This window comes from Pseudoalteromonas sp. S3178 (assembly GCF_005886985.1).
GTDB classification, from domain to species: Bacteria; Pseudomonadota; Gammaproteobacteria; order Enterobacterales; family Alteromonadaceae; genus Pseudoalteromonas; species Pseudoalteromonas carrageenovora.
Map to the genome: position 1 here is coordinate 1 of NZ_PNCW01000049.1, position 21282 is coordinate 21282.

The following is a 21282-nucleotide window of genomic DNA, read 5'->3' on the forward strand; positions in this document are numbered from 1 at the left end:
TACTTTATCGGGGTCAGATCACTTTTCTGATAGCTGATAGCTGATAGCTGATAGCTGATAACTTATTCAGCCGCTAAGAAATCCAACACCACTTGATGATGATCTTTGGTTTTAAACTTATCAAATAAGTGTTTAATTTTACCGTCTTGGCCTACTAAAAATGTAAGGCGGTGAATACCATCGTATTCTTTACCCATGAACTTTTTGTAGCCCCATACACCAAATGCTTCAGCAATTGCGTGATCTTCATCGGCTAGTAAATCAAAGTTAAGCTCTTTTTTAGTTTCAAAGTTTTTAAGGCGCTTAATTGGATCTGGGCTAATACCTACAACGCGGGTGTTAAATTTAGCAAGCTCTGCTTGTTGGTCACGTAAGTTTTCGGCTTGAACCGTACAACCCGGTGTTGATGCTTTAGGGTAAAAGTACACAAGTACCTGTTGCTCTTTTAGCAGCTCGCTTAATGTGACTGTTTCGTCGTTTTGGTTTTGTAGACTAAAAGTGGGTGCGGTATCACCGGCTTGTAGTGGGCTAATTTTGTTCATGCTTTGCTCCTTAGCGAATACGTTTAAAAATATAATCTACGTTAAGTGTGTGAGAAAGGTTTTCAAAACTAATTTTAAATTGGTCAATGTCTACATCAACCGGAATATTAAATTCAATTTCACAGCGCATTTTAGTATCTACTTCTTCATCGTATGTATCTGACTTTAAAGAGCAAATGCTAATGTTGTTGTCGGCAAAGTAGCGCGTTACTTTACTCAATGTGCCAGGGGTGTCTATACCTGTGTATTCGAGCGTGTAACCGGCGCAAAATTCACTTTCGGTGTGGCGAGTTGTGCTGCGCTTCATCATGGTCAGTAGACCCAGCTCCATGCCTTTAGTTGGCAAGGTGTGCTCTATGCGGCTAATGGCCGACATATCGCCGCTTAGCAGCATGGTAAACGTAAACTCGCTACCTAAAATGGCTATTCGGCTATCTACTATGTTGCAATGACAATCACTTACAAGTTGCGTAAGTTCACTTACAATTCCCGGCCTATCTTCGCCAATAGCGGTTAAAACAATTTGATGATTTGAAAATGCAGTCATGAAGTTTAATACCTACGTTTTTTGAAATATAACAACCGAGTTGATATAGCCCGATGCACATACAATACGTTGCACGGCGGCGAAGTTTAACACAAAAAGTGCTCTAAACTACAATGCGGGCTAATTAAGCGCTTTTAAAGTGCGGTGTTTCTTGTTTTTACTGGCATGGGAAAGTACCATAGCTAAAATTTGCTTAATTGCGCTTAGATTTTTTCTAATTCAAAGTGCTGAACTTTATTGCAATTAGGCAGCCAAATAATAAATGTAAAGTTAATATTGATTTTACACTGAACCAAATCAGCATCACCCACTCATATACTTGTTAAAACAATTAAAGGGTATGCTAAGGAGAAATATCTGTGCAGTATTGGATCCCAAAAGCACTTGCAGTAAGTGTATTGGTAAGTTTATCAGGGTGTAGTGTATTTATTAATGAAGCACATAATGAGCGTAATTACCGTACTCATGAGCCAGTAAAAGCACCTGAGTCGTTATCTCAACCAGCTCAAGACCCAGTTTATAAAATGGATGTAGGTCAATACGACAACAATCCAGAAGCAACAAATTATCGTCCACCAGCACAAGTGCTTACTATCGCTAAAGGTAGCTGGGTTGAAGAAGGTGATAAAAAAGCACGTATTTACTTTGATAAAAACGACGGCATTGTTGATTTAGACGAATTTCTTTGGGATACAATTAAATCAGTACTTGCTGAGAACAACGCAGTAGCTACTAAAGAAGACAAACTACTAGGTACAATTGAAACCGATTGGTACTCAATTATAAAAACCGAAGAGAGCTTTTGGTGGTGGGGCGATGAAGTAAATGATGATTTAGAAAAATTCAGATTTACTATTGAAGAAAAATCGCACCAACGTACTGCCTCTTTACGTGTAGAGCTTATAGACTTTAAAGGTGATCACACGTTAACTGACTTATTAAAACAGCAGTTAGAAGTGCGTGCACTTAACCAAGTAGTGAGCGAGTTTGACTATCGTTACCGCCAACTTGAAGTTGATATGCGTAAACGCCAAGGTATTATTTCACTAGAAATGGGCTTTGATAATAAAGGCAATGCAGCACTTGTTACTGAGCAATCGTACGACGCTGTATTTGACAGGTTCTCAGGGTTTTTAGAACGTCTATCGTTCACAATTGTTGAAATTAACCAAGATACAGGTTTAATTACAGCCGATTATAAAGCACCAGAAAGCAGTGTATGGGATTCTATTTGGGGCGACGAAGTTGCTCAGTTACCTATAGATGAAGGTCAGTACCAAATTTTAGTTAGCAAAACTAAAGAAGGCGGTACTAGCTTAACGTGGATGGATGACAAAGGTGAAACGCTTGAGCCAGGTACTATGAATGGTTTACAACAAGCATTAGAAGCAGCACTCGTTCAGCGCGGCATTAAAATTTAAATAATAATAAATTTTTACTACAAAAAGAGCGCTAAGCTCTTTTTGTAGTTTTTATAGGTTAAAAAATATGTCTCAGTTACCTCATCGTTCACATTACACGTGGCGCACTTGGTTTACTTTTTTAGTACCGTCGTTAATTGGTGTGTTTTTATTTATGACACCGATTTCTACCTCTCAGGGAATGACCATTCCTATTGCCGTAATGGCTAAAGCTGTGCAAACCATGATGTTTGGTTCTGCTCAAGCTATTATTACCTTAATTATTTGTATTACAGGGGTTATTTCTGTAATTACCAAAGCGTTTAAACCCGCAGCTATTTGTAACTCGCCTTTGTTAAAACATTTGTTTGATGTGAGCTGGACCTGGCTAGTGGTGCGCTTATTTGGTATGGCATTTGTTTTAATGACTCACTTAAGTGTGGGTAGCGAAATGATTACTTCTGCTAATACAGGTGCGCTTGTATTAAATGATTTACTCCCTGTGTTGTTTTCGGTGTTTATTTTAGCGGGGTTATTATTACCGTTATTAATTAATTTTGGCTTATTAGAGCTTGCCGGCACCTTAATGACTAAAGTGATGCGCCCTGTATTTGGTGTACCAGGTAGAAGTGCTGTTGACTGTACCGCTTCGTGGTTAGGTGATGGCAGTGTAGGTATTTTGATGACGGCTAGGCAGTACGATCAAAAACACTACACACAACGTGAAGCTGCAATTATTGGTACTACGTTTTCAGCGGTATCAATTACGTTCAGTTTAGTGGTGCTTGGGCAAGTAAAGCTTGAGTACTTATTTGCGCCGTTTTACGCCACTGTGTGTTTAGCGGGTATAGTTGCCGCTATTATTGTGCCGCGCTTACCGCCGCTGCGCTTTAAAAAAGATGTACTTATTGATGGCAGTGAGCCCGACCGAGATGCAGAAACAATTCCTAGTAATAAAACCTTATTTGGCCATTCACTTGATGTAGCACTTGCCAAAGCAGATAACTCAACAGGCGTTAAAGGCACAATTAAAGAGGGCGTACATAACGCACTTGATATGGTGTTTGGTGTGTTACCTGTGGTTATGGCTGTAGGTACATTTGCTTTAATTATTGCTGAGCATACGCCAATATTTCAGTACCTTGGTATGCCGTTTGTGCCATTTTTAGAGCTACTACAAGTACCCGAAGCCGCTGCTGCCTCGCAAACTATTATGGTTGGCTTTGCTGATATGTTTATTCCGTCAATATTGGCGGCTGGTACAATTGAAAGCGACGTAACGCGCTTTATTATTGCTGCTATGAGTGTCACTCAGCTTATTTATATGTCTGAAGTAGGTGCACTTTTATTAGGTAGTAAAATACCGGTAAACATTTTAGAGCTGTTTATCATCTTTATTTTACGAACGCTGATCACATTGCCTGTTATTGCTTTAATGGCACACTGGTTAGTTGGTTAATACCGCAATACAAGTTTTAATATTGAAAAGCCCTGATTATTCAGGGCTTTTTTGTATTTATTACTTTTTGATATAAATTTTAGATGTAGCGTTATCTAAATACTCATACCAATTTGAGCCTTAAAAGTGCTTAGCTACCGAAAACGTTAAAAAATTAAGGCCTGGATTTGGCTCTTTAAAACCGGCATTTGAATAGTGAATGACTCTCAGTGCTACATTGGTTTCACCAAAGTCGGCGACAAGCCCTATACGGTCTTCAAACTGGTAATGGGTGCTAATGTTTTTACCCGCAAATTTAGTTTCATCAATAAGTGATACACCAATACCTGCCTCCACATAAAACGGGGTGTTGTTAAAGCTAAACGCCGGAAACTGCAACACTGGCGACATAGCCAACACAACATTAGATTGTGTTTTATCGCCGTGACGGTATTCCCACATGTTTACACTGGTTTCAAAATAAAAGCGTGCGTCACCAATTAGGTTTTGCATACCAGGGGCGTGGTATTGGTAGGCCAGCTTAACGCCGTTAACGTTCCCTTCGCCTTTAAGAAAATCAACAGCATAACCATGATCTGATTGTGCAAAAGCAGACTTCCCAAAGAGTGATATTACTAATACAAAAGAGATAAAAAATGTTTTAAGTGACGTTTTCATAGGTGCCAAATGTTTGTCTGTTTGAAAATATTAAATAAATGATAAGGGCGACCTGTAAACAATTACAATGAGGACAAAATGCCGGTTGTTTATGGGCTGTTAACCAGTATTAGTTAACATACTGAATTTAAATGCTTTACTCTATTGGTGCTGATTAGGCATTAATAAGTTGCCTATTTAATGCTTTTTATACTGAGGTAGATCACGTAAATTACAGTCATCTTAATCACACAGACATGACACTCATGAAACTAATTAAACTTTTACTTATTGCTACTGCATTTATAAGCAGTTCGATTTTTGCACAGCAACAAGAAGCACCTGATCGACTCCTTGAATCTGTTGCTAATTCATTATTTGCAGACATTGGTAAAGTAAACTCGCAAGGTAATGCAAGCAAGGCAGCAATGTCGAAAATTGTTGAAACGCGTTTAATGCCGCATATTGATGTTAAATTCGTGTCGTTTAAATTACTTGGGAAGCACATTAAAGGTATAGAGCGCGAACAAGCAGTGCGCTTTATTGATGCAGTGGAGCATTATTTAACAGGCACTTACGCTGGTGCATTAATGAAATACACAGGGCAACAGGTTGTATTTGAGCATAACAATGCTAAAAGCGATTCTGAATATGCTACGGTAAATACACAAATTATTGAGCCAAATGCGCCAACTATCGATTTAAGTTTTAAGCTTCGTTTAGGTAAAAATAACGAGTGGAAAGTTTACGATATTGTAGCCGAAGGTATCTCGTTATTAAGTGCTAAACAAAAAGAGATTATCCAACGTATTTCTGAAGTAGGTTTGGAGCAAGTTATTAGCGAATTGAAAAGCAAATAACATGTGTGTCTGGCTCTGATTAAGCCCAACTCCAACCTCAAAAACGGCCAATTACTTATGTACTTGGCCGTTTTTATATTTGTAAGTAAAGGATTGATGTTATTGAGCAACTTTAGGCTCGCAGCTAAATAAAGGTGTGCTAGAATATCGACACTTTGATTAAGCGTGGTGTCAGCTAAAAACTGATATAACTTACCACCCCCAAGCCACACTGGAGTTGTGTTGTTTTAATGGAAAATGTACTGATTTGGCCAAAGGAATACCCATTACTTATTAAAGGACTTGTAGAACAAAACGGTGCCTTTATTTTAGATGCTTTGGAAGCTTGGCCTGCTTGTCGTTCTACAAATGAAGATGATGGTGTATGCACCACCGTGTTGCCGCCTATTTATTATTTAGCATGGTTAACTCCGCTAGAACCATTTGAAGAATGTTATTTTCAACATATTTGCGAATATGACGAAGACGCTCAAGCTTATATTGGTGCGGTTAAAAGCCATTATTACGATAATGAATACACCCCAGAAAGCTTAGTGCTTATGCTATGTCAGCGCCTCGAAAAATATGCAAGTGTTGCCGCGCAAAGCACCATAAAAACACCGTTATCCTTAGTTGATTTATTATTTAGCAAACGCTACTTTACGCTCATTGAGCATGCGTTAAATAATAAAAGTAAACTCTCTGCTGAGGATGCTTTAGCACTTTGGAAGGAAGTTGATTTTAGAGAGCGCTTAAGCGCCTTTATTCCAGAATCAATTGCTGATTTAGATAAGCTTTCTGAACTTGCCAGCGAGAAGGTAGCATCTGGGAAAGACTACTTTACCTTACTAACTCAAGTATCGCCGGATGTTGACTCGGTTGTGCTGCTTGAAAAAGCATTACTTACTCATTTACGTAAAAAAACAGCTAAACAAACTATGGCTATGCGCTTTATTGAGCAAGGCGCAACCGGTGTGCTGGCTGATGAAAACAATAAAACGGCTTTTATGTGGGCAGCTGAAAAAGGTTTTGTAAACGTAGTAGAAACCTTACTCGCAAAGCAAGATAAAAAAGCAGTCGATAACTTAGGAAACACAGCATTACATTACGCTGTACTCGCTAAAAATGAGTCGTTGATGGTGCTTTTAATTAAAGCTGGATACGATTTTAGAGCGCGTAATAAAGAAGGCTTAAGCTGCTACAGGCTCGCGGTAAGTATTAAAGCTAATAACTTAGTTAAATGCTTAGAGCGCGATTTTGGTATTAAAGAGCTTTCCCCAGAAGGGCAGTTTGACCGAATTAAAAAAGTTCACGTGTTGCACGCTGTGGTTACGTTGCTATTTCCATTACAGTTGTTTTTCTTTTTTGATGAAGCAATTACAATTAAAAGTGAATTAACGCTTGGTTTAACCATGATAGCCGTGATTTGTTTTTTCTTTGCGGCCAGTTTAAAACGCTGCGCGTTATATCCGCACATTAAGCACCCGTGGGGTTTGTTTGTACTCAGGGGATTTTCGTTATTAAGCTTAGTGGCTCAAATTGGGCTTGCGAGTATAGTGGCGCTAGCGGCTTTGAGTGATTTGGTTTAGTCACTTTTAAAAAGTTAATAAAAAACGCGCTTAAAGTAATTTAAGCGCGTTTTTTAATTTATGGTGCTTGATTGATATTTAGGCGTTATTTACCGTGCTCGTTTGCGGCTTTTTCTTCAGCAAGCTCTTCTTTAAGTTTACGAATTTTTAACCCCTGTTCTTGTCCGCGATGCCTTGCATAATACGTACAACCAATAAACATAGAAGATGCAAATATAAGTTCTAACAATACCCATATAAGCTCATCAGGAGCAGCCCAAAGCATGGTTAACCCGTGAATAAAGTAAAGCATTACAATAAAGTTAGCCCACGCATAGGTGTAGGTGTTGTCTTTAATTATGCCTCTTAACGGCAGCAATAACGGAATAATAGGCACAAAGATTGATGCTAAGCTTGCATTACCGTTTAAAGGTGGAAGGCAATACATCCACACTGGAATTAAAATTAGCAAGCCGACATAACCAAAGAGTGCGGCGCGCTGAAATTTTATAGTAATAGGCTTTTTAGCTGGGTTGTCAGCGGTATTCATTTAAGTTTTCTCGCAATGTGAGTAAGGCGTTTACCAACGCTTTGGCATATTTTAATTTCGTCTTTACTGAGCGTATTTGAATTACTACTACCTGCCACATGGCTTGCGCCATAAGGTGTGCCACCCGTTTGCGTGGCAAGTAACTCAGGTACATCATACGGTACGCCAAGTAGCATCATACCGTGGTGTAAAAGTGGTAAAGATAAATTAAGTAATGTGGCTTCATTGCCGCCATGCATACTGCTTGATGACGAAAACACACAAGCTGGCTTATCTATTAATTGCCCTTTTAGCCACAAGTCGCTGGTGGTTTCCCAAAAACTTTTAGCTTGAGAGGCCATCATGCCAAATCGTGTGGGCGTGCCAAAGGCAAGGCCATCACAATTTATTAGCTCATCTTTTGAAATAACAATGTCGTGCGGATTTCTAGCTACAAAAGTACGCAGTAAGGCCGTTGCGCCTTGTTGCTCAATGGACTCAGCTATTTCATGAGCCATAGCCTCTACAGAGCCATGGCTTGAGTGGTAAAGCACCACAATGGTTTCGCTCATTATAAAACGCTTAGTACGTTTTCTGGTGGACGACCAATAGCTGCTTTATTGTTATTAACCACAATAGGGCGCTCAATTAGCTTTGGATTTTGTACCATGGCGTCGGTTAGAACTTGCTCGCTGTTTTCATCTTTTAAGTTAAGCGTTTTGTAAGCGTCTTCTTTAGTGCGCATAAGCTGGCGAACTGAATCAAAACCAAGCTGGCTTACAAGTGTTGTAATTTGCTCATGCGAAAGAGGTGTTTTTAAATACTCGACAATACTTGGCTCTACATTGTTATTTTGTAATAGGGCTAGCGTTTCGCGTGATTTAGAACAACGCGGGTTATGATAAATAGTAACAGACATAAAATGTATCCAAAGTGTGAATTGCCTCTATTTTAGGGCAAGCGCTTGCAGACTTAAAGTCTTGCAAGCTCTTTTTGTAAACGTCGGTATTGGGTAAGTAGTGCTTTTAAGCGTTGTTGCTTAACCAGTTCTGTAGGCTCTACAAAGTTAAGTGCTTTTTGTACTTCGTCTGCGGCTTTAATATATGCGCCATATTGCGAGAGTACATCGGCGTTTGCTTCGTGGTAGGCAGCAAGTTTGTCTTGCTTTTTATACGCATCAGCAAGTAATTGTTTACCCAAGTTATGGTTTGGTTTTTCTAGTAAAAAGCTTTTAAGCGTGTTTTCGGCAAGTTCATATTGCTCAGCTTCAAGCGCTGCATTTGCGTAGTTAAGCGTAATAACTTGGTTATTAGGGCGGTATTGATTTAAATCGGCTAAAAACTTAACGGCTTCATCAGGCTTTTTTTGCGCTATTAGTAAATCTGTATGGGTGTCGATATAAAATAAATTTTTAGGATCGTTTTTTAATAACTCATCAAGGATTGGCGCCGCTTCGTCTAACTTATCTTGATCGAGTAAGCTAATAGCTAAACCGTACTTAAGGGCTGTATTACTGTAGTTATTTTCGCGTAGTAGTTTTCTAAATAAGTCTTCAGCTTTTTCTGGTTTGTTATCGTAACGTGCAAGCACGCGGCTTTTGGCTAAATTAAACTCAAGACTTGGGTTTATTTGACGCTTAGGGTATTGCTCGGCGCGTAAACGCACATCTGATACACGGCTTTCAGGCAACGGGTGAGTCAGCAAAAATGCAGGTGGCTTATATTTGTAACGAATTTGTGCGGCGAGCTTTGTTAAAAATTCACTTGATGCGCGTGCATCAAAGCCTGCGTTGTTAAGTGTTTGCATACCAATACGGTCGGCTTCTTGCTCGGCCGAGCGGCTATGCGTTAGTTGGCTAAACGCAGATTGTGTTTGGCTTGCTGAAATAATAGCAATACCTGCATCCGGAGCAACAACGGTTGCTAATATACCGGCGATCATTCCGGCAATTGTCATTGCGCTATTATCTTGTTGTTGTTGAATTCTGCGTGCTAAATGGCGCTGTGTCACGTGAGCAATCTCGTGCCCAAGTACTGATGCAAATTGGCTTTCGTTATCGGCTTGCGCTATTAACCCTGTGTGCACACCTACATGCCCACCATAAAATGCAAAAGCGTTTATTTCTGAGTTATTAATCCAAAAAAACGAAAACGGAAAACGTACATCGTTAGCATTAGCGACTAGCTTTCGGCCAATAGTTGTTAAGTATTCGTCAAGCACGGGGTCGTTTATAACTGGCGATGAGCCGCGTATCTGCATCATCATAACTTCGCCAATGGCTTGTTCTTTTTCAAGTGGCAGTGCTTGTAATGCAGACGTTCCTAAATCAGGAAGCGTAAAGTTAGTTTGTGCCTTTAAAGGCTCGCTCACTAATAAACTAAATGTGAGTGCGGCGCTACATAAAGTGATAAATGCTGATTTTAGCTGCATTTTATTCCTTGTTTATTGGTTCGCCAATGGCAATTTTGGCAATATCTATTTCGTCACTGCTTGCGCGGCTGTCTTTTTCGCACAATTGGTAGAGTTCTTTTATTGTGACTCCATCAAGCTTTACAACGTTCAATTCGCGCTGTAAAAAAGTAATAATTTTATGTACTACTTTATGTGCATGTAAAATAAGTGCTTTATCGGCTTTATCACCGCGTTCAAAATAAAAACCTATAAATTTATGGAGTTGGTTTATTCTTATTAGGTTTTTCATTGAATGTGGGTCCCACACTCTAAATTCCATAAAACGGTTATCTTTAATGTATTGATCAACAATAACATCTTTTGCATAAGGCTGAGCCCATAGCTCAAAACCTCTGTCGGTAAATACTTGGTGCAGTGCTATGCGTGGTTTGTGTTTTGTGTGTATTTCACCAAAGTTATCTTCGTAGCCATCTAGTAAGTCTAAGTTCCAGTTGCGTTTATCGAGTAAGCTTTTTACTGCGTTATCAAATCCGTGTTCTAACACTCCCTCTGATTCACTAACAGAAGACGCAACTAAATGATAAAAAGGCGGTAGCTCCCCCCAATTAATCTGTTTTTTAAACCAATTAATCTCTTTGAGTGTTGGATTACTTGGTAGATGCGCTTTATTATGCGTTCCAGACATTAACTTATCCTTACTGCTAACTATTTCATAAGGATAAACTATTGCATGAATTGTTTTAAGAAAAAGTTACTGCTGTTCATGCTTTATAAGTATATTGACCGACAATATGCGACTTATTATTCATTTACTACGCGAGTAGAGGCGTTATGTTAGAGCGCGATTTAACAAAGTTTAAATGTCCGCAGCAATTTGTGCAGTTTAAACTTGCCCTAAAAAGTGCGCAGTCATCAAAACAGTGCATTAGTTTTAGTATAAATAAAGGCGAAAGTGCGAACGACATAGAACGTTTTTTGCAAAAAAATGCTTACCGTTACAATTTTGATAAACAACGTGGGTTGTTATTAGTGGAGCCATTACATGTTTGAATACGTAAAAGCATGGTACGAAAGGAAGTTCTCGGATCCTCATTCGGTTACCTTATTATTTTTATTATTAGCCTCAGTTGCTTTACTTTACTTTTTTGGTTCGTTAATTGTGCCGGTATTAGTGGCACTGGTAATTGCTTATTTACTTGATTGGCCGGTAGTGCATTTAGAGCGCTTTGGTGTAAAGCGCTTTGGCGCTACAGTTATAGTAATGCTAATTTTTATAAGCATTATGCTGACTCTTATTTTAGTTATTGGCCCAGTGCTTTGGAAACAAACCAGTAACCTAGTGCAAGAAACCCCGCACATGCTAGAGCAAGGTAAGTCGTACTTAATTGCATTACCTGAGCAATACCCAAGTTTAATTAATATTGAACAAGTACAGGCTATTGTGGCAACCGTTGAAGACAAAATAATTGAGTTTGGCCAAGTGGTTTTATCGTTTTCGCTTACGTCATTAAAAGATGTTGTGGCTTGGCTTATCTATTTGGTACTTGTGCCGCTACTTGTGTTTTTTATGCTTAAAGATAAGTTAGAGCTAACAGGTAGCGCCGCTAAACTTATACCACAGCAACGGCGTTTAATTTTGCAGGTTTGGAATGAAATGAATCAGCAAATAATGAACTACATTCGCGGTAAAGTGTTTGAAATTTTAATTGTTGGTGGTGTGTCTTTCATAGCGTTTACTGTTTTAGATTTACGTTATGCAGCGCTTTTAGGTGTGCTAGTTGGCTTTTCGGTATTAATTCCATTTATTGGTGCCGCACTTGTAACGATCCCGGTTGCCGCTGTGGCATTGTTTCAATTTGGCCTTGAAACGCAGTTTTGGACCATTTTAATAATTTACGGGATCATCCAGGCACTCGATGGCAATGTATTAGTGCCGCTGTTGTTTTCGGAAGCGGTTGACTTAAACCCGGTGTTTATAATTGTTGCAGTGTTATTTTTTGGTGGCTTGTGGGGTTTTTGGGGCGTATTTTTTGCCATTCCATTAGCATCGCTTGTAAAAGCGTTAATAAATGCGTGGTCATCAACACATGAAGAAATAACCAAAGAGCTGGCAGAGTAACGCTACAAACAGATTTTTAGCATAAAAAAGAATAGTAAACGCACCTAAGTTGCTAAAGAGTTATTACTCATTACCCATAAATTTATGTACTATTGGGTATAAGATATATTTTTTAGTAATAAAGGTGCGTTTTTTAATGTCTGAGTTTTTATTGCCCGATGAACCACTAAAACAAGTTTACCTTGATGCAAATGCAACGACCCCAGTGTTGCCATGCATTGCCGATGTGGTGTCCCATACTATGCAAATATGTTTTGGTAATCCTTCTAGCCCGCATATTAGTGGTATTCAAGCTAAACACTTATTAGAGCAAACACGCGATAAAGCTCGCACCGTCATTGGTGCTAAAAATGGTGATATTTTGTTTACCTCAGGTGCTACAGAAGGCATTCAAACAGCGGTAGTCTCTACGCTTATCAATGCTAAAAAACACACTATTAAAAACCCAGTATTGCTATATGGTGCTACAGAGCACAAAGCCGTACCAAATACATTAAAACACTGGAATAACGTACTTGAAATAAACGCCCAAGTGCTTGCTATTCCGGTGGATAGTAACGGTATTTTAGATTTAGATTTTATTGCAAAGCATATCAATAACGCATTGATGATCTGCACAATGGCGGTTAATAACGAAACTGGCGTGTATCAAGATTTAGCGGCAATTGAGCAAACAATTCGCAGCCGTAACAACAATGTATCGTGGATGGTTGATTGCGTTCAAGCACTTGGTAAGCAAGCGCTTGCGCTTAGCGATACAACGATAGATTACGCACCGTTTTCTGGGCATAAACTTTATGCACCTAAAGGAATTGGCCTACTTTACATTAAAAGTGGCAGTGCCTATACGCCATTTATAGCCGGTGGCGGGCAAGAAAGCGGTATGCGGTCAGGCACCGAAAACCTGCCAGGTATTGCTGGGTTAAATAAGCTTTTTAGCTTATTACTTGATAAAACCGACGATACTTTTAAATCATTAGATACATTAAATAGCTATCGTAGTGAGTTACACGAAGCATTAAAAAATACATTTGGCGATATAACGTTTAACCATAGTTTTGAGCATTCAGTGCCAACAACATTAAACTTTGCTGTAAACGATTTAACGTCAAAAGAAGTGATTGATTTGTTTGACGCGGCTAGTATTCGTGTCAGTGGGGGGTCTGCGTGTAGTACAGGTGCTGCGCAAAGCTTTGTACTTGATGCAATGGGCGCAAGTAAATGGCAAAGCGAAAATGCAATTAGGCTCTCGTTTGGCCCAGCTGCCACGCAGCAAGATATAACTTATGCTTGTGAGCGTATTCGTGCTTTAAAACAAATACTGCAAGCAAACTGTTTAATCGTGTCTGACAGCACTACACCACAACAAGAAGTGTGCGCACTGGGATTAACTCAATTTAGGCATCAGGGCGCGTGTAGTTGGTTGTATGTGAGCGACGATAAGCACGCAGTTATTATCGACCCAATTATTGAGCTAATTCCTCGATTTGAAAAAATAGCGAATACTCAAAACTTAAAGGTGGCGGCGGTACTTAATACTCATAAGCATCAAGATCGTGAGTCTGCAACACCGCTACTAACGAGTGTATTAGCGCATAGAATTGTAAAGGGTGAGGTTGATGCGCTTGGTTGGCCTGTAAACCTAGCAACAATAACACTAACAAATGACGTGCTTGAAAAAGTAGCGACACCAGGGCACAGCAAAGACAGCGTCAGTTATTTATTAAAAAATAGCGCGGGTGAAACGCGGTACTGTTTTTGTGGCGATTTAATTTTACCTGCGGGGCTTGGCAACACATCGCTTAAAGGGGGCGATGCAAAAGCTATGGCGCAGTCTATTTTAACATTAAGCAAGCAGCTAACTAATAAGAGTATTATTTGTTCAGGGCACGACTATCAACAGTGTTTTGCTATGAACTGGGCTGTACAGCAAAAGCAAACACCTTTATTAAGTGCTTTAAAAAATAACGACATTTCAATTGAAGAGTTTGCATTGCAAAAGCAGCAATACGATGCACTAAAACAAGTTAATAACACTCAGTTATGTGGTTATGTAAACGCGCTGCCAGAAATTGACACGCAACAACTGAGTTTTGAAGATGCAAAAGCAATGCTTAGCACAGATAGCACCTATTTAATTGATACACGAGAACCATACGAACACGGTGCTACCAACGTCGCTCACTTGTTTAACACTCCTAATGCAAGCACATTAAATATACCTCTTAGCAGAATGGCCAATGCGGTATTTGAAGGCCAGCTCAATAAAAACGATACTTACATATTATTGTGCCGAAGCGGAAACCGTTCAAAAATTGCGGCAACTAACTTAATGCAGTTAGGCTACAAAACCGTTTATAACTTAAATGGCGGCTTAGCTTTAAGTAATTAACAGTTGTTATAATAATTAATAAGTCGGCTTTGGGGCCGACTTTTTTTATTTATGCAAGCTTAGTAAATAATTATATAAGCAAAAATTAAGGGACTCGATATTTCATTTTTTAGGTTTAAGCTATATCCGTGCCTTTAAATTAAGGGAAAATTAATTTATAAAATTTTTATGATACCGGTGTCAAAAGCTAAAAATTGCGTTATCATCTGCACCTTAAATTATAAAAACAGCACTTTTTTTGCATTTTTAGTTATACTATTGACGTTTAATTTTAGTATGAAAAAGCAGTAATAAGAGTTTTGCTTTTATAAAAAGCATTTTAAAATCAATTGATTGAAAGAATTAGAGGGTACTTACATGTCTAACCGAACGCAATTAGCAAGTTGGCAAGCATTAGCGCTAAATGCTGCAAAGATGAAACAAACACATCTTAAAACGTTATTTGCACAAGATGACACACGCTTTTCTCAATTTTCGACTCAAATACCAGGCGTATTATTCGATTACTCTAAACAACTTATTGATAACGACGTTTTTGCCAACTTAATGTCACTTGCTAAAGAGTGTGATATTGCTTCATGGCGCGATAAAATGTTCAGCGGCGAAAAAATAAATATTACTGAAGATCGCTCAGTGCTTCACACTGCATTACGTAATCGTGCGCATACACCGTTAGTGGTTGATGGCGAAAACGTAACACAAGCAGTAGATGACGAATTAGCAAAAATTAAAGTATTTGTTGGAAAAGTTCGTAGTGGCCAGTGGTTAGGTTACACAGGTAAAGCAGTAAAAGACGTGGTAAGTATTGGCGTTGGCGGCTCAAACTTGGGTCCTCAAATGGCAACAGAGGCGCTAAAAGCGCTTGCTGACGATACTCTAAACGTACATTACGTATCAAACGCAGATGGCGTACAAATTTCATCGGTATTAAAGGCAATTGATCCTGAAACAACATTATTTGTTATTTCGTCAAAAACATTTACTACCTCAGAAACCATGACAAACGCTAAAACAGCCGTTGATTGGTTTTTACAAACAGCAAAAGATGACAGCACTATTGCTAAGCATTTTGTTGCGGTAAGTACTAATTTAGAAAAAACAGCCGCTTTTGGTATCGCGGATGAAAACGTATTCACTATGTGGGATTGGGTAGGTGGTCGCTTTTCACTTTGGAGTGCGATAGGCTTACCCATTGCTTTATATTTAGGTTATGACGCTTTTGAAGCCATTTTAGAAGGTGCTTTTGAAGTAGACGAGCACTTTAAATCTGCGCCGTTTGAGCAAAATATACCATTAATTATGGCGTTGCTTAGTGTATGGAATACCAGCTTTTTGGGCTATACAGCGCAAGCTATTTTACCGTACGACCAAGCACTGCACATGTTGCCTGCGTATTTACAGCAAGGCGAAATGGAAAGTAACGGTAAACACGTTAACTTTGCAGGCGAAACGGTACCTTATACTACAGTTCCAATTATTTGGGGCATGACGGGTATTAATGGTCAGCATGCATTTTATCAGTGTTTACACCAAGGTAATGTAATTGTACCTGCTGATTTTATTGCATCAGTTAAACCACAAGTGAATGTTGATAAGCATCACGATATTTTATTATCAAACTTCTTTGCACAAACAGAAGCGATGATGAGTGGTGTAGATGCAAAACAAGTTACAGCAGATTTAACCGCTAAGGGTAAATCGCAAGCGCAAATTGATGAATTATTAAATCATAAAATTCATAAGGGTAATCGCCCAACTACGTCTATGCTGTTAGACACTGTAGATGCAAAAGCAGTGGGTAGATTAATAGCTCTGTATGAGCACAAGATATTTTGCCAAGGCATAATTTTAGAAATTTGTTCGTTTGATCAATGGGGTGTTGAACTAGGTAAAGGTTTAGCATCTAAAATTGAAAGTGAGCTTACCGATGATAGCGTTAAGCACGCACACGATAGCTCAACAAACGGATTAATGGCGTACTACAAACAACACCGTACGCAGTAACAATTTAGCTTATTGAAAAATAAGCAAACCGAGTACCTTTGAACGGGTAGCGCTGGAGTTCTTAGGGTCTGTATTTTTGTGAGAGGAAATACAGGACCCCTAAGGCTCATTTAACAAGCGCAAATTAAAATAATAAAAAGTCCGTACAACACAACAATTCAGCAGGCTATTATACAATCACGCTATAAGAGCCACCTAATCTAGCAATAAATAGGCATACCCGCGCAGACAAATGCATTGGGTATCACAACGTAGAGAGTAACTATGCTTAATCCTTTTGATATTATAATTTTTGGGGGCGGTGGTGACCTTGCGTTACGCAAATTGCTACCTGCAATGTACAGAGCATATCAAGAAGGTAACTTACCTGAAGGCTCACGTATCCTACCAACAGTTCGTGAAGAAGCTAAACGTGCTGAATACGTAGAAACAGCGCATAAAGCACTACAAGAATTTTTAAGCAAAGGCGAATTTAACGCTAAAGACTGGAAAGCATTTTCTACATTTTTAGTGCCAGTAGTCAGTAACGTAACTGAAGCAGACGATAACTGGGACGTTCTAAAAGGTATTTTAGATGAGCACGATAGCACTAAATCTCGCGTATTTTACTTATCACTTCCGCCTGCTGTATACGGCACATGTTGTGAAATCTTATCAACTAAAGGCTTAATTACACCAACGTCTCGTGTCGTTGTTGAAAAGCCAATTGGTTACTGCGGCGATTCAGCTGAAGCTATTAATGGTAAAATTGCAGAGTTTTTTGACGAAGAACAAATCTTCCGTATTGACCATTACTTAGGTAAAGAAACGGTTCAAAATTTAATGGCATTACGCTTCTCAAACTCATTGTTTGAAAATATGTGGGATGCTAAATCTATTGATAATATTCAAATTAGTTTATCTGAAACTGTAGGCCTTGAAAGCCGTGCTGGTTTTTACGATAAAGCCGGTGCATTGCGTGACATGGTACAAAACCACTTGTTACAGCTACTTTGTTTAGTCGCAATGGAATCGCCTAATAAGCTTAACGCTAATAGTATTCGTAACGAAAAACTAAAAGTGTTAGAAGCACTTCGTCCGCTATTAGATGGCGATGTTGATAGCAATATTGTACGCGGTCAATACGTTCCGGGCGACCTAAACGGTAAAATTGTACCGGGTTACTTAGAAGAGCTAAATGAAGGTTCAAGTAAAACAGAAACCTTTGTTGCTATTCGTGCTCACATTGATAACTGGCGTTGGGCTGGTGTTCCTTTTTACCTTCGTACAGGTAAACGTATGGCTAAACGCTGTGCTGAGATTGTGGTTGAATACAAAAAAGTATCTCACAATATTTACGAAGATAACGTAGGTAATATTGAGCCAAACCGCCTTGTTATTCGCTTGCAACCTGAAGAGACGATTCAATTAACGCTTATGTCTAAGCGCCTTGATAATCTTGAAATGCAACTAGAGCCGGTAACAATGAACATTGAGCTTTCTCAAGCTTACAGTAATGGTTTCCACTCAGATGCATACAAGCGTTTAATGCTTGATGCGGCTGCAAATAACCCGTCGTTATTTATTCACCGAGATGAAGTTCGTCAAGCCTGGAAGTGGATTGATCCAATTATCGATCGCTGGCAAGACAAAGGCAAACCTGCGCTTTACCGTGCTGGTAGCTGGGGTCCTGATGATGCTGATGAATTATTGGCTGAAAACAACCATGTATGGTTTAACACCGGCGATAAGGTATAAGTTATGGCAACTATTGTTGAAAAGTTTTTTGATAATAAAGACGCGTTAACGGCTGAGTTATCAGCAACACTTGAGCAATCATTACGTGATGGTATTAAAAATGATGGCCGTGCAGTGCTCATGGTTTCTGGCGGTTCGTCGCCTGCACCTGCGTATAAGCATTTATCGACTCTTGATTTAGATTGGCAAAACGTTGATGTTGCCATGGTTGATGAGCGCTGGGTTGAGTCAAGCCATGAAAAAAGTAACGAAGCGTTTATTAATAGCACGTTACTTCAAAACTACGGCAGTGCAGCAAACTTCATTACAATGAAAAACGATGCCGCTACTGCAAAAGAGGGCACACAAGTATGTGAAGCCGCCTATAGTGCTTTAAAAGCGCCATACGATGTAACTATATTAGGTATGGGCCCTGATGGTCACACTGCGTCTTTATTTCCACACGCAGAAGGTTTAGAGCACGGTTTAATAACTGAGCAAACAGTATGTGCAATTAACGCAATACAAAGTGACGTAACCGGTAGTATTACCGAGCGTATGACTCTTACGTTAAATGCAATAGCAAATTCTAAAGTGGTTAAGCTACTGATAAGCGGTGAAGAAAAACTCGCTGTTTATAAGCAAGCAAAAGCAGGGGGGGAGGTAAATGATATGCCTCTTCGCGCTGTACTTAACCACCCAAGCATTAATATTGAGGTATATTGGGCACCTTAATTTAAGTGCTTTAAACTACCCAGGAAAGGCAGCTTATTTAAGCTGCCTTTTTATTTGCCTAAATTTAATACAGCGCAAAGCATAAACTGCCATATTACTGTTAACCAATGTTAATGGCTTTACTTTTGGTGTATAAAAAACGCTCGTTCAGTGTGTTGTTTTTAATCGTATTTTATAAGTTTTTGCTGTACGTTTTTTAGCAACGCACAGATTTAGTTATATTTTATTTTTTCATGACGGTTGTCATAAAAGTTTCCCTTCCTTTTTTACTTCAAAAGCATTAGCCTAAAGGCATTAACAATGAAACATATAAATTAAAAATAACGGAGCAGTAACATGGCGGAGCAACAAGTACAGCCTTTACACAACGAAAAACATGCCAACACTAAAATTCAAAACGGCATCAACGTAGAATTTATGAAAACTCAACATTTAGTGCCTGTAGTTGCACATGAGTTTGCACGCGTAGCAAATGAGTTCCCTATGTCATTCGTTAAAAATAACGAAGCTGGCACTTTTCAAGCCGTTGCTATGTTTGGCCTAGAGCCAGGCGAAAACCTTTTTGTAGAAGACGGTAAATGGACTGCAGCATTTGCACCAATGGCGTCTACTCGTTACCCACTAGGCTTAGTTAAACACCCAGATCAAGATCAATACGGTATCGTAATTGACGAAGCAAGCTCACTGGTTGGTGAAGAAGAGGGTAATGCTTTATTTGAAAATGGTGAAGAAACTGATTACCTAAAACGTCGTAAAGAAGCGCTAGTATCGTTTATTGAGTTTTCTCAAGTAACTGAAGCGTTCACTAAATTCCTTGCTGACAAAGAACTACTAATAGCGCAAACGCTAACAGTAGATATTAAAGGCGAGAAAAAAGACATCAACGGTATTTACCTTATCGACGAGAAAAAGCTAAACGAGTTAAGCGATGCTGACTTCTTAGAGCTTCGTAAGCGCGGTTACCTAGCACCTATCTACTCTTTCTTAACGTCTACTCACCAAGTAGCACGTTTAGCGCGTTTAAAAGCTAAACAAGCTTAATTATACCAATTGCATTAAATTAGTGATCTATTATAGCGATAAGAAAATGGCTCAATAACAAGGCTAAAATTATGATACATAGTTGTTCTATATAAATAATTTTCAACGTAGTTAGTGAGCTATTTAATGCGCTAGAATGACCATGTTTTTAATAAAATTGGTATTACAAACACGTTAAATTTTAAAAAGCGCCTTAAGGCGCTTTTTTTATGCCATTAAACGTACATTAGTTGAAATCTTCGTTGTAACCATTCACATTGTTTTTAACACTTAATACAAAAAGAGATCACCATGAAAAAAACATTAGTATTATCAATTATAGCCAGTGCGTGTTTAACGCTAAGTAATAGCGCTTTGAGCGAGCAAGCGCCATTTGCTATTGCGATTCATGGTGGTGCGGGGACAATTGAAAAAGCAAAATTTACGCCCTCGCAAGAAAAAGCCTACAGAGCTAAATTAAGTGAAGCAGTAGAAGCCGGTTATGCGGTACTTGAAAAGGGCGGTGAGAGCTTAGATGCAATAACCACTGCGATACAAGTACTCGAGCAATCACCTTATTTTAATGCAGGGCGAGGCGCTGTTTATACTTACGATGGTAGCCACGAACTAGATGCGTCAATAATGGATGGACGAAACCGTGAAGCGGGCGCTGTTGCGGGTATTAAGCACATAGAGAGTCCGATTCAGTTAGCGCGTTTAGTAATGGATAACTCAGTACATGTAATGCTTAGCGGTCAAGGTGCTGAAGAATTTGCTAAAGAGCAGGGTATTGAGCTTATCGAAAATAATATATTTGATACCGAGCACCGCTATGAGGCACTTTTAAAAGCCAAACAAAAACTAGATAAAGCCAAGGCAACTAGCAAAAATTACCAAGCGGCACATAAAGCACTTCCTACTGAATATAAAATGGGCACTGTTGGCGCTGTTGCACTTGATAAAAATGGTAATTTAGCTGCGGGAACATCTACGGGCGGCATGACAGCTAAACGCTTTGGCCGTATAGGTGATGCCCCCGTAATTGGTGCAGGTACATTTGCTGAAAACGAGTCGTGTGCAGTATCGGCAACGGGGCATGGGGAATACTTTATTCGATACAACGTAGCGAGTGATATCTGTGCGCGGGTTAAATACCAAAATAAAACCATTGCACAAGCAGGTGATGAAGTTATTAATCAAGTGCTTGCACCCATAGGTGGTACGGGAGGAGTAATTATTGTAGATGCGAAAGGCAATATTAGTTTGCCATTTAATACCTCAGGTATGTATCGCGCCAGTAAATCGAACACCCAAGCAACTTACGTGGGTATTTTTAACGACGAATAGCTTATTAAGTCTATAGT

20 protein-coding genes are annotated in these 21282 nt (G+C 39.2%); 12 read left to right on the forward strand and 8 right to left on the reverse strand.

Annotation, left to right across the window (positions count from 1 at the left end):
* Positions 1-62: 62 nt before the first annotated feature.
* Both bcp and CWC11_RS13925 read right to left on the reverse strand, forming a co-directional pair.
* The gene (gene bcp / locus CWC11_RS13920) at positions 63-542 is read right to left on the reverse strand and encodes a thioredoxin-dependent thiol peroxidase (RefSeq protein WP_138683180.1); all 480 of its coding nucleotides are present in this window, start codon (positions 540-542) and stop codon (positions 63-65) included.
* Between the two features lie 10 nt (positions 543-552).
* The gene (locus CWC11_RS13925; RefSeq protein ID WP_058548128.1) at positions 553-1089 is read right to left on the reverse strand and encodes a glycine cleavage system transcriptional repressor; all 537 of its coding nucleotides are present in this window, start codon (positions 1087-1089) and stop codon (positions 553-555) included.
* Between the two features lie 359 nt (positions 1090-1448).
* Between CWC11_RS13925 and bamC the strand changes: the two genes are divergently transcribed.
* Positions 1449-2510, forward strand: coding sequence for an NlpB/DapX family lipoprotein (bamC, locus tag CWC11_RS13935; protein WP_138683181.1), 1062 nt, complete (start codon positions 1449-1451; stop codon positions 2508-2510).
* A gap of 67 nt (positions 2511-2577) precedes the next feature.
* Complete coding sequence (locus CWC11_RS13940) at positions 2578-3948, forward strand: YjiH family protein (protein WP_138683182.1); 1371 nt, start codon at positions 2578-2580, stop codon at positions 3946-3948.
* Between the two features lie 120 nt (positions 3949-4068).
* Here the strand turns inward: CWC11_RS13940 and CWC11_RS13945 are convergent, their stop codons facing one another.
* Positions 4069-4605, reverse strand: coding sequence for an acyloxyacyl hydrolase (locus CWC11_RS13945; protein WP_138683183.1), 537 nt, complete (start codon positions 4603-4605; stop codon positions 4069-4071).
* A gap of 245 nt (positions 4606-4850) precedes the next feature.
* Between CWC11_RS13945 and CWC11_RS13950 the strand changes: the two genes are divergently transcribed.
* On the forward strand, positions 4851-5444 hold the full coding sequence (locus tag CWC11_RS13950; protein WP_138683184.1) for an MlaC/ttg2D family ABC transporter substrate-binding protein: 594 nt from the start codon (positions 4851-4853) through the stop codon (positions 5442-5444).
* A 230-nt stretch (positions 5445-5674) separates the two neighbouring features.
* Positions 5675-7012, forward strand: coding sequence for an ankyrin repeat domain-containing protein (locus CWC11_RS13955; RefSeq protein WP_058548133.1), 1338 nt, complete (start codon positions 5675-5677; stop codon positions 7010-7012).
* 85 nt (positions 7013-7097) lie between these two features.
* Here the strand turns inward: CWC11_RS13955 and CWC11_RS13960 are convergent, their stop codons facing one another.
* The 5 genes from CWC11_RS13960 to CWC11_RS13980 are packed head-to-tail and all read right to left on the reverse strand — an operon-like array spanning position 7098 to position 10617.
* On the reverse strand, positions 7098-7541 hold the full coding sequence (locus tag CWC11_RS13960; RefSeq protein WP_138683185.1) for a DUF2069 domain-containing protein: 444 nt from the start codon (positions 7539-7541) through the stop codon (positions 7098-7100).
* A complete protein-coding gene (gene wrbA, locus CWC11_RS13965; protein WP_138683186.1) occupies positions 7538-8092 on the reverse strand; it encodes an NAD(P)H:quinone oxidoreductase in 555 nt (184 codons plus the stop codon). The genes CWC11_RS13960 and wrbA overlap by 4 nt, the downstream gene beginning before the upstream one ends.
* Positions 8092-8439 carry an arsenate reductase (glutaredoxin) gene (arsC, locus tag CWC11_RS13970; RefSeq protein WP_138683187.1) on the reverse strand — a complete coding sequence of 116 codons (348 nt, stop codon included), beginning with the start codon at positions 8437-8439 and terminating at the stop codon, positions 8092-8094. Before arsC ends, wrbA begins: the two co-directional genes overlap by 1 nt.
* 53 nt (positions 8440-8492) lie before the next feature.
* Positions 8493-9950 (reverse strand): beta-barrel assembly-enhancing protease, encoded by a 1458-nt coding sequence (gene bepA, locus CWC11_RS13975; protein ID WP_138683188.1) that lies wholly within the window; start codon positions 9948-9950, stop codon positions 8493-8495.
* Position 9951: 1 nt separating this feature from the next.
* Positions 9952-10617, reverse strand: coding sequence for a hypothetical protein (locus CWC11_RS13980; protein WP_138683189.1), 666 nt, complete (start codon positions 10615-10617; stop codon positions 9952-9954).
* 146 nt (positions 10618-10763) lie between these two features.
* Between CWC11_RS13980 and CWC11_RS13985 the strand changes: the two genes are divergently transcribed.
* The 8 genes from CWC11_RS13985 (at position 10764) to CWC11_RS14020 (ending at position 21265) form a co-directional block, all read left to right on the forward strand.
* A complete protein-coding gene (locus tag CWC11_RS13985) occupies positions 10764-10982 on the forward strand; it encodes a hypothetical protein (protein WP_138683190.1) in 219 nt (72 codons plus the stop codon).
* Complete coding sequence (locus CWC11_RS13990; RefSeq protein ID WP_138683191.1) at positions 10975-12051, forward strand: AI-2E family transporter; 1077 nt, start codon at positions 10975-10977, stop codon at positions 12049-12051. The genes CWC11_RS13985 and CWC11_RS13990 overlap by 8 nt, the downstream gene beginning before the upstream one ends.
* A gap of 136 nt (positions 12052-12187) precedes the next feature.
* Positions 12188-14443 (forward strand): aminotransferase class V-fold PLP-dependent enzyme, encoded by a 2256-nt coding sequence (locus CWC11_RS13995; RefSeq protein ID WP_138683192.1) that lies wholly within the window; start codon positions 12188-12190, stop codon positions 14441-14443.
* Between the two features lie 357 nt (positions 14444-14800).
* Positions 14801-16447, forward strand: a complete 1647-nt coding sequence (gene pgi, locus CWC11_RS14000; protein WP_138683193.1) for a glucose-6-phosphate isomerase — start codon at positions 14801-14803, stop codon at positions 16445-16447.
* A gap of 264 nt (positions 16448-16711) precedes the next feature.
* The gene (zwf, locus tag CWC11_RS14005) at positions 16712-18184 is read left to right on the forward strand and encodes a glucose-6-phosphate dehydrogenase (RefSeq protein WP_058548143.1); all 1473 of its coding nucleotides are present in this window, start codon (positions 16712-16714) and stop codon (positions 18182-18184) included.
* A gap of 3 nt (positions 18185-18187) precedes the next feature.
* Positions 18188-18898 carry a 6-phosphogluconolactonase gene (gene pgl / locus CWC11_RS14010; protein WP_138683194.1) on the forward strand — a complete coding sequence of 237 codons (711 nt, stop codon included), beginning with the start codon at positions 18188-18190 and terminating at the stop codon, positions 18896-18898.
* Between the two features lie 336 nt (positions 18899-19234).
* Positions 19235-19939 (forward strand): SapC family protein, encoded by a 705-nt coding sequence (locus CWC11_RS14015; RefSeq protein ID WP_058548145.1) that lies wholly within the window; start codon positions 19235-19237, stop codon positions 19937-19939.
* Positions 19940-20230: 291 nt separating this feature from the next.
* A complete protein-coding gene (locus CWC11_RS14020; protein WP_138683195.1) occupies positions 20231-21265 on the forward strand; it encodes an isoaspartyl peptidase/L-asparaginase family protein in 1035 nt (344 codons plus the stop codon).
* Positions 21266-21282 lie beyond the last annotated feature (17 nt).

Coding starts and splice junctions, on each gene's coding strand:
- bcp (WP_138683180.1), bottom strand. CDS start 542: ATGAACAAAATTAGCCCACTACAAGCCGGTGATACCGCACCCACTTTT.
- CWC11_RS13925 (WP_058548128.1), bottom strand. CDS start 1,089: ATGACTGCATTTTCAAATCATCAAATTGTTTTAACCGCTATTGGCGAA.
- CWC11_RS13940 (WP_138683182.1), top strand. CDS start 2,578: ATGTCTCAGTTACCTCATCGTTCACATTACACGTGGCGCACTTGGTTT.
- CWC11_RS13945 (WP_138683183.1), bottom strand. CDS start 4,605: ATGAAAACGTCACTTAAAACATTTTTTATCTCTTTTGTATTAGTAATA.
- CWC11_RS13950 (WP_138683184.1), top strand. CDS start 4,851: ATGAAACTAATTAAACTTTTACTTATTGCTACTGCATTTATAAGCAGT.
- CWC11_RS13955 (WP_058548133.1), top strand. CDS start 5,675: ATGGAAAATGTACTGATTTGGCCAAAGGAATACCCATTACTTATTAAA.
- CWC11_RS13960 (WP_138683185.1), bottom strand. CDS start 7,541: ATGAATACCGCTGACAACCCAGCTAAAAAGCCTATTACTATAAAATTT.
- wrbA (WP_138683186.1), bottom strand. CDS start 8,092: ATGAGCGAAACCATTGTGGTGCTTTACCACTCAAGCCATGGCTCTGTA.
- arsC (WP_138683187.1), bottom strand. CDS start 8,439: ATGTCTGTTACTATTTATCATAACCCGCGTTGTTCTAAATCACGCGAA.
- bepA (WP_138683188.1), bottom strand. CDS start 9,950: ATGCAGCTAAAATCAGCATTTATCACTTTATGTAGCGCCGCACTCACA.
- CWC11_RS13980 (WP_138683189.1), bottom strand. CDS start 10,617: ATGTCTGGAACGCATAATAAAGCGCATCTACCAAGTAATCCAACACTC.
- CWC11_RS13985 (WP_138683190.1), top strand. CDS start 10,764: ATGTTAGAGCGCGATTTAACAAAGTTTAAATGTCCGCAGCAATTTGTG.
- CWC11_RS13990 (WP_138683191.1), top strand. CDS start 10,975: ATGTTTGAATACGTAAAAGCATGGTACGAAAGGAAGTTCTCGGATCCT.
- CWC11_RS13995 (WP_138683192.1), top strand. CDS start 12,188: ATGTCTGAGTTTTTATTGCCCGATGAACCACTAAAACAAGTTTACCTT.
- pgi (WP_138683193.1), top strand. CDS start 14,801: ATGTCTAACCGAACGCAATTAGCAAGTTGGCAAGCATTAGCGCTAAAT.
- zwf (WP_058548143.1), top strand. CDS start 16,712: ATGCTTAATCCTTTTGATATTATAATTTTTGGGGGCGGTGGTGACCTT.
- pgl (WP_138683194.1), top strand. CDS start 18,188: ATGGCAACTATTGTTGAAAAGTTTTTTGATAATAAAGACGCGTTAACG.
- CWC11_RS14015 (WP_058548145.1), top strand. CDS start 19,235: ATGGCGGAGCAACAAGTACAGCCTTTACACAACGAAAAACATGCCAAC.
- CWC11_RS14020 (WP_138683195.1), top strand. CDS start 20,231: ATGAAAAAAACATTAGTATTATCAATTATAGCCAGTGCGTGTTTAACG.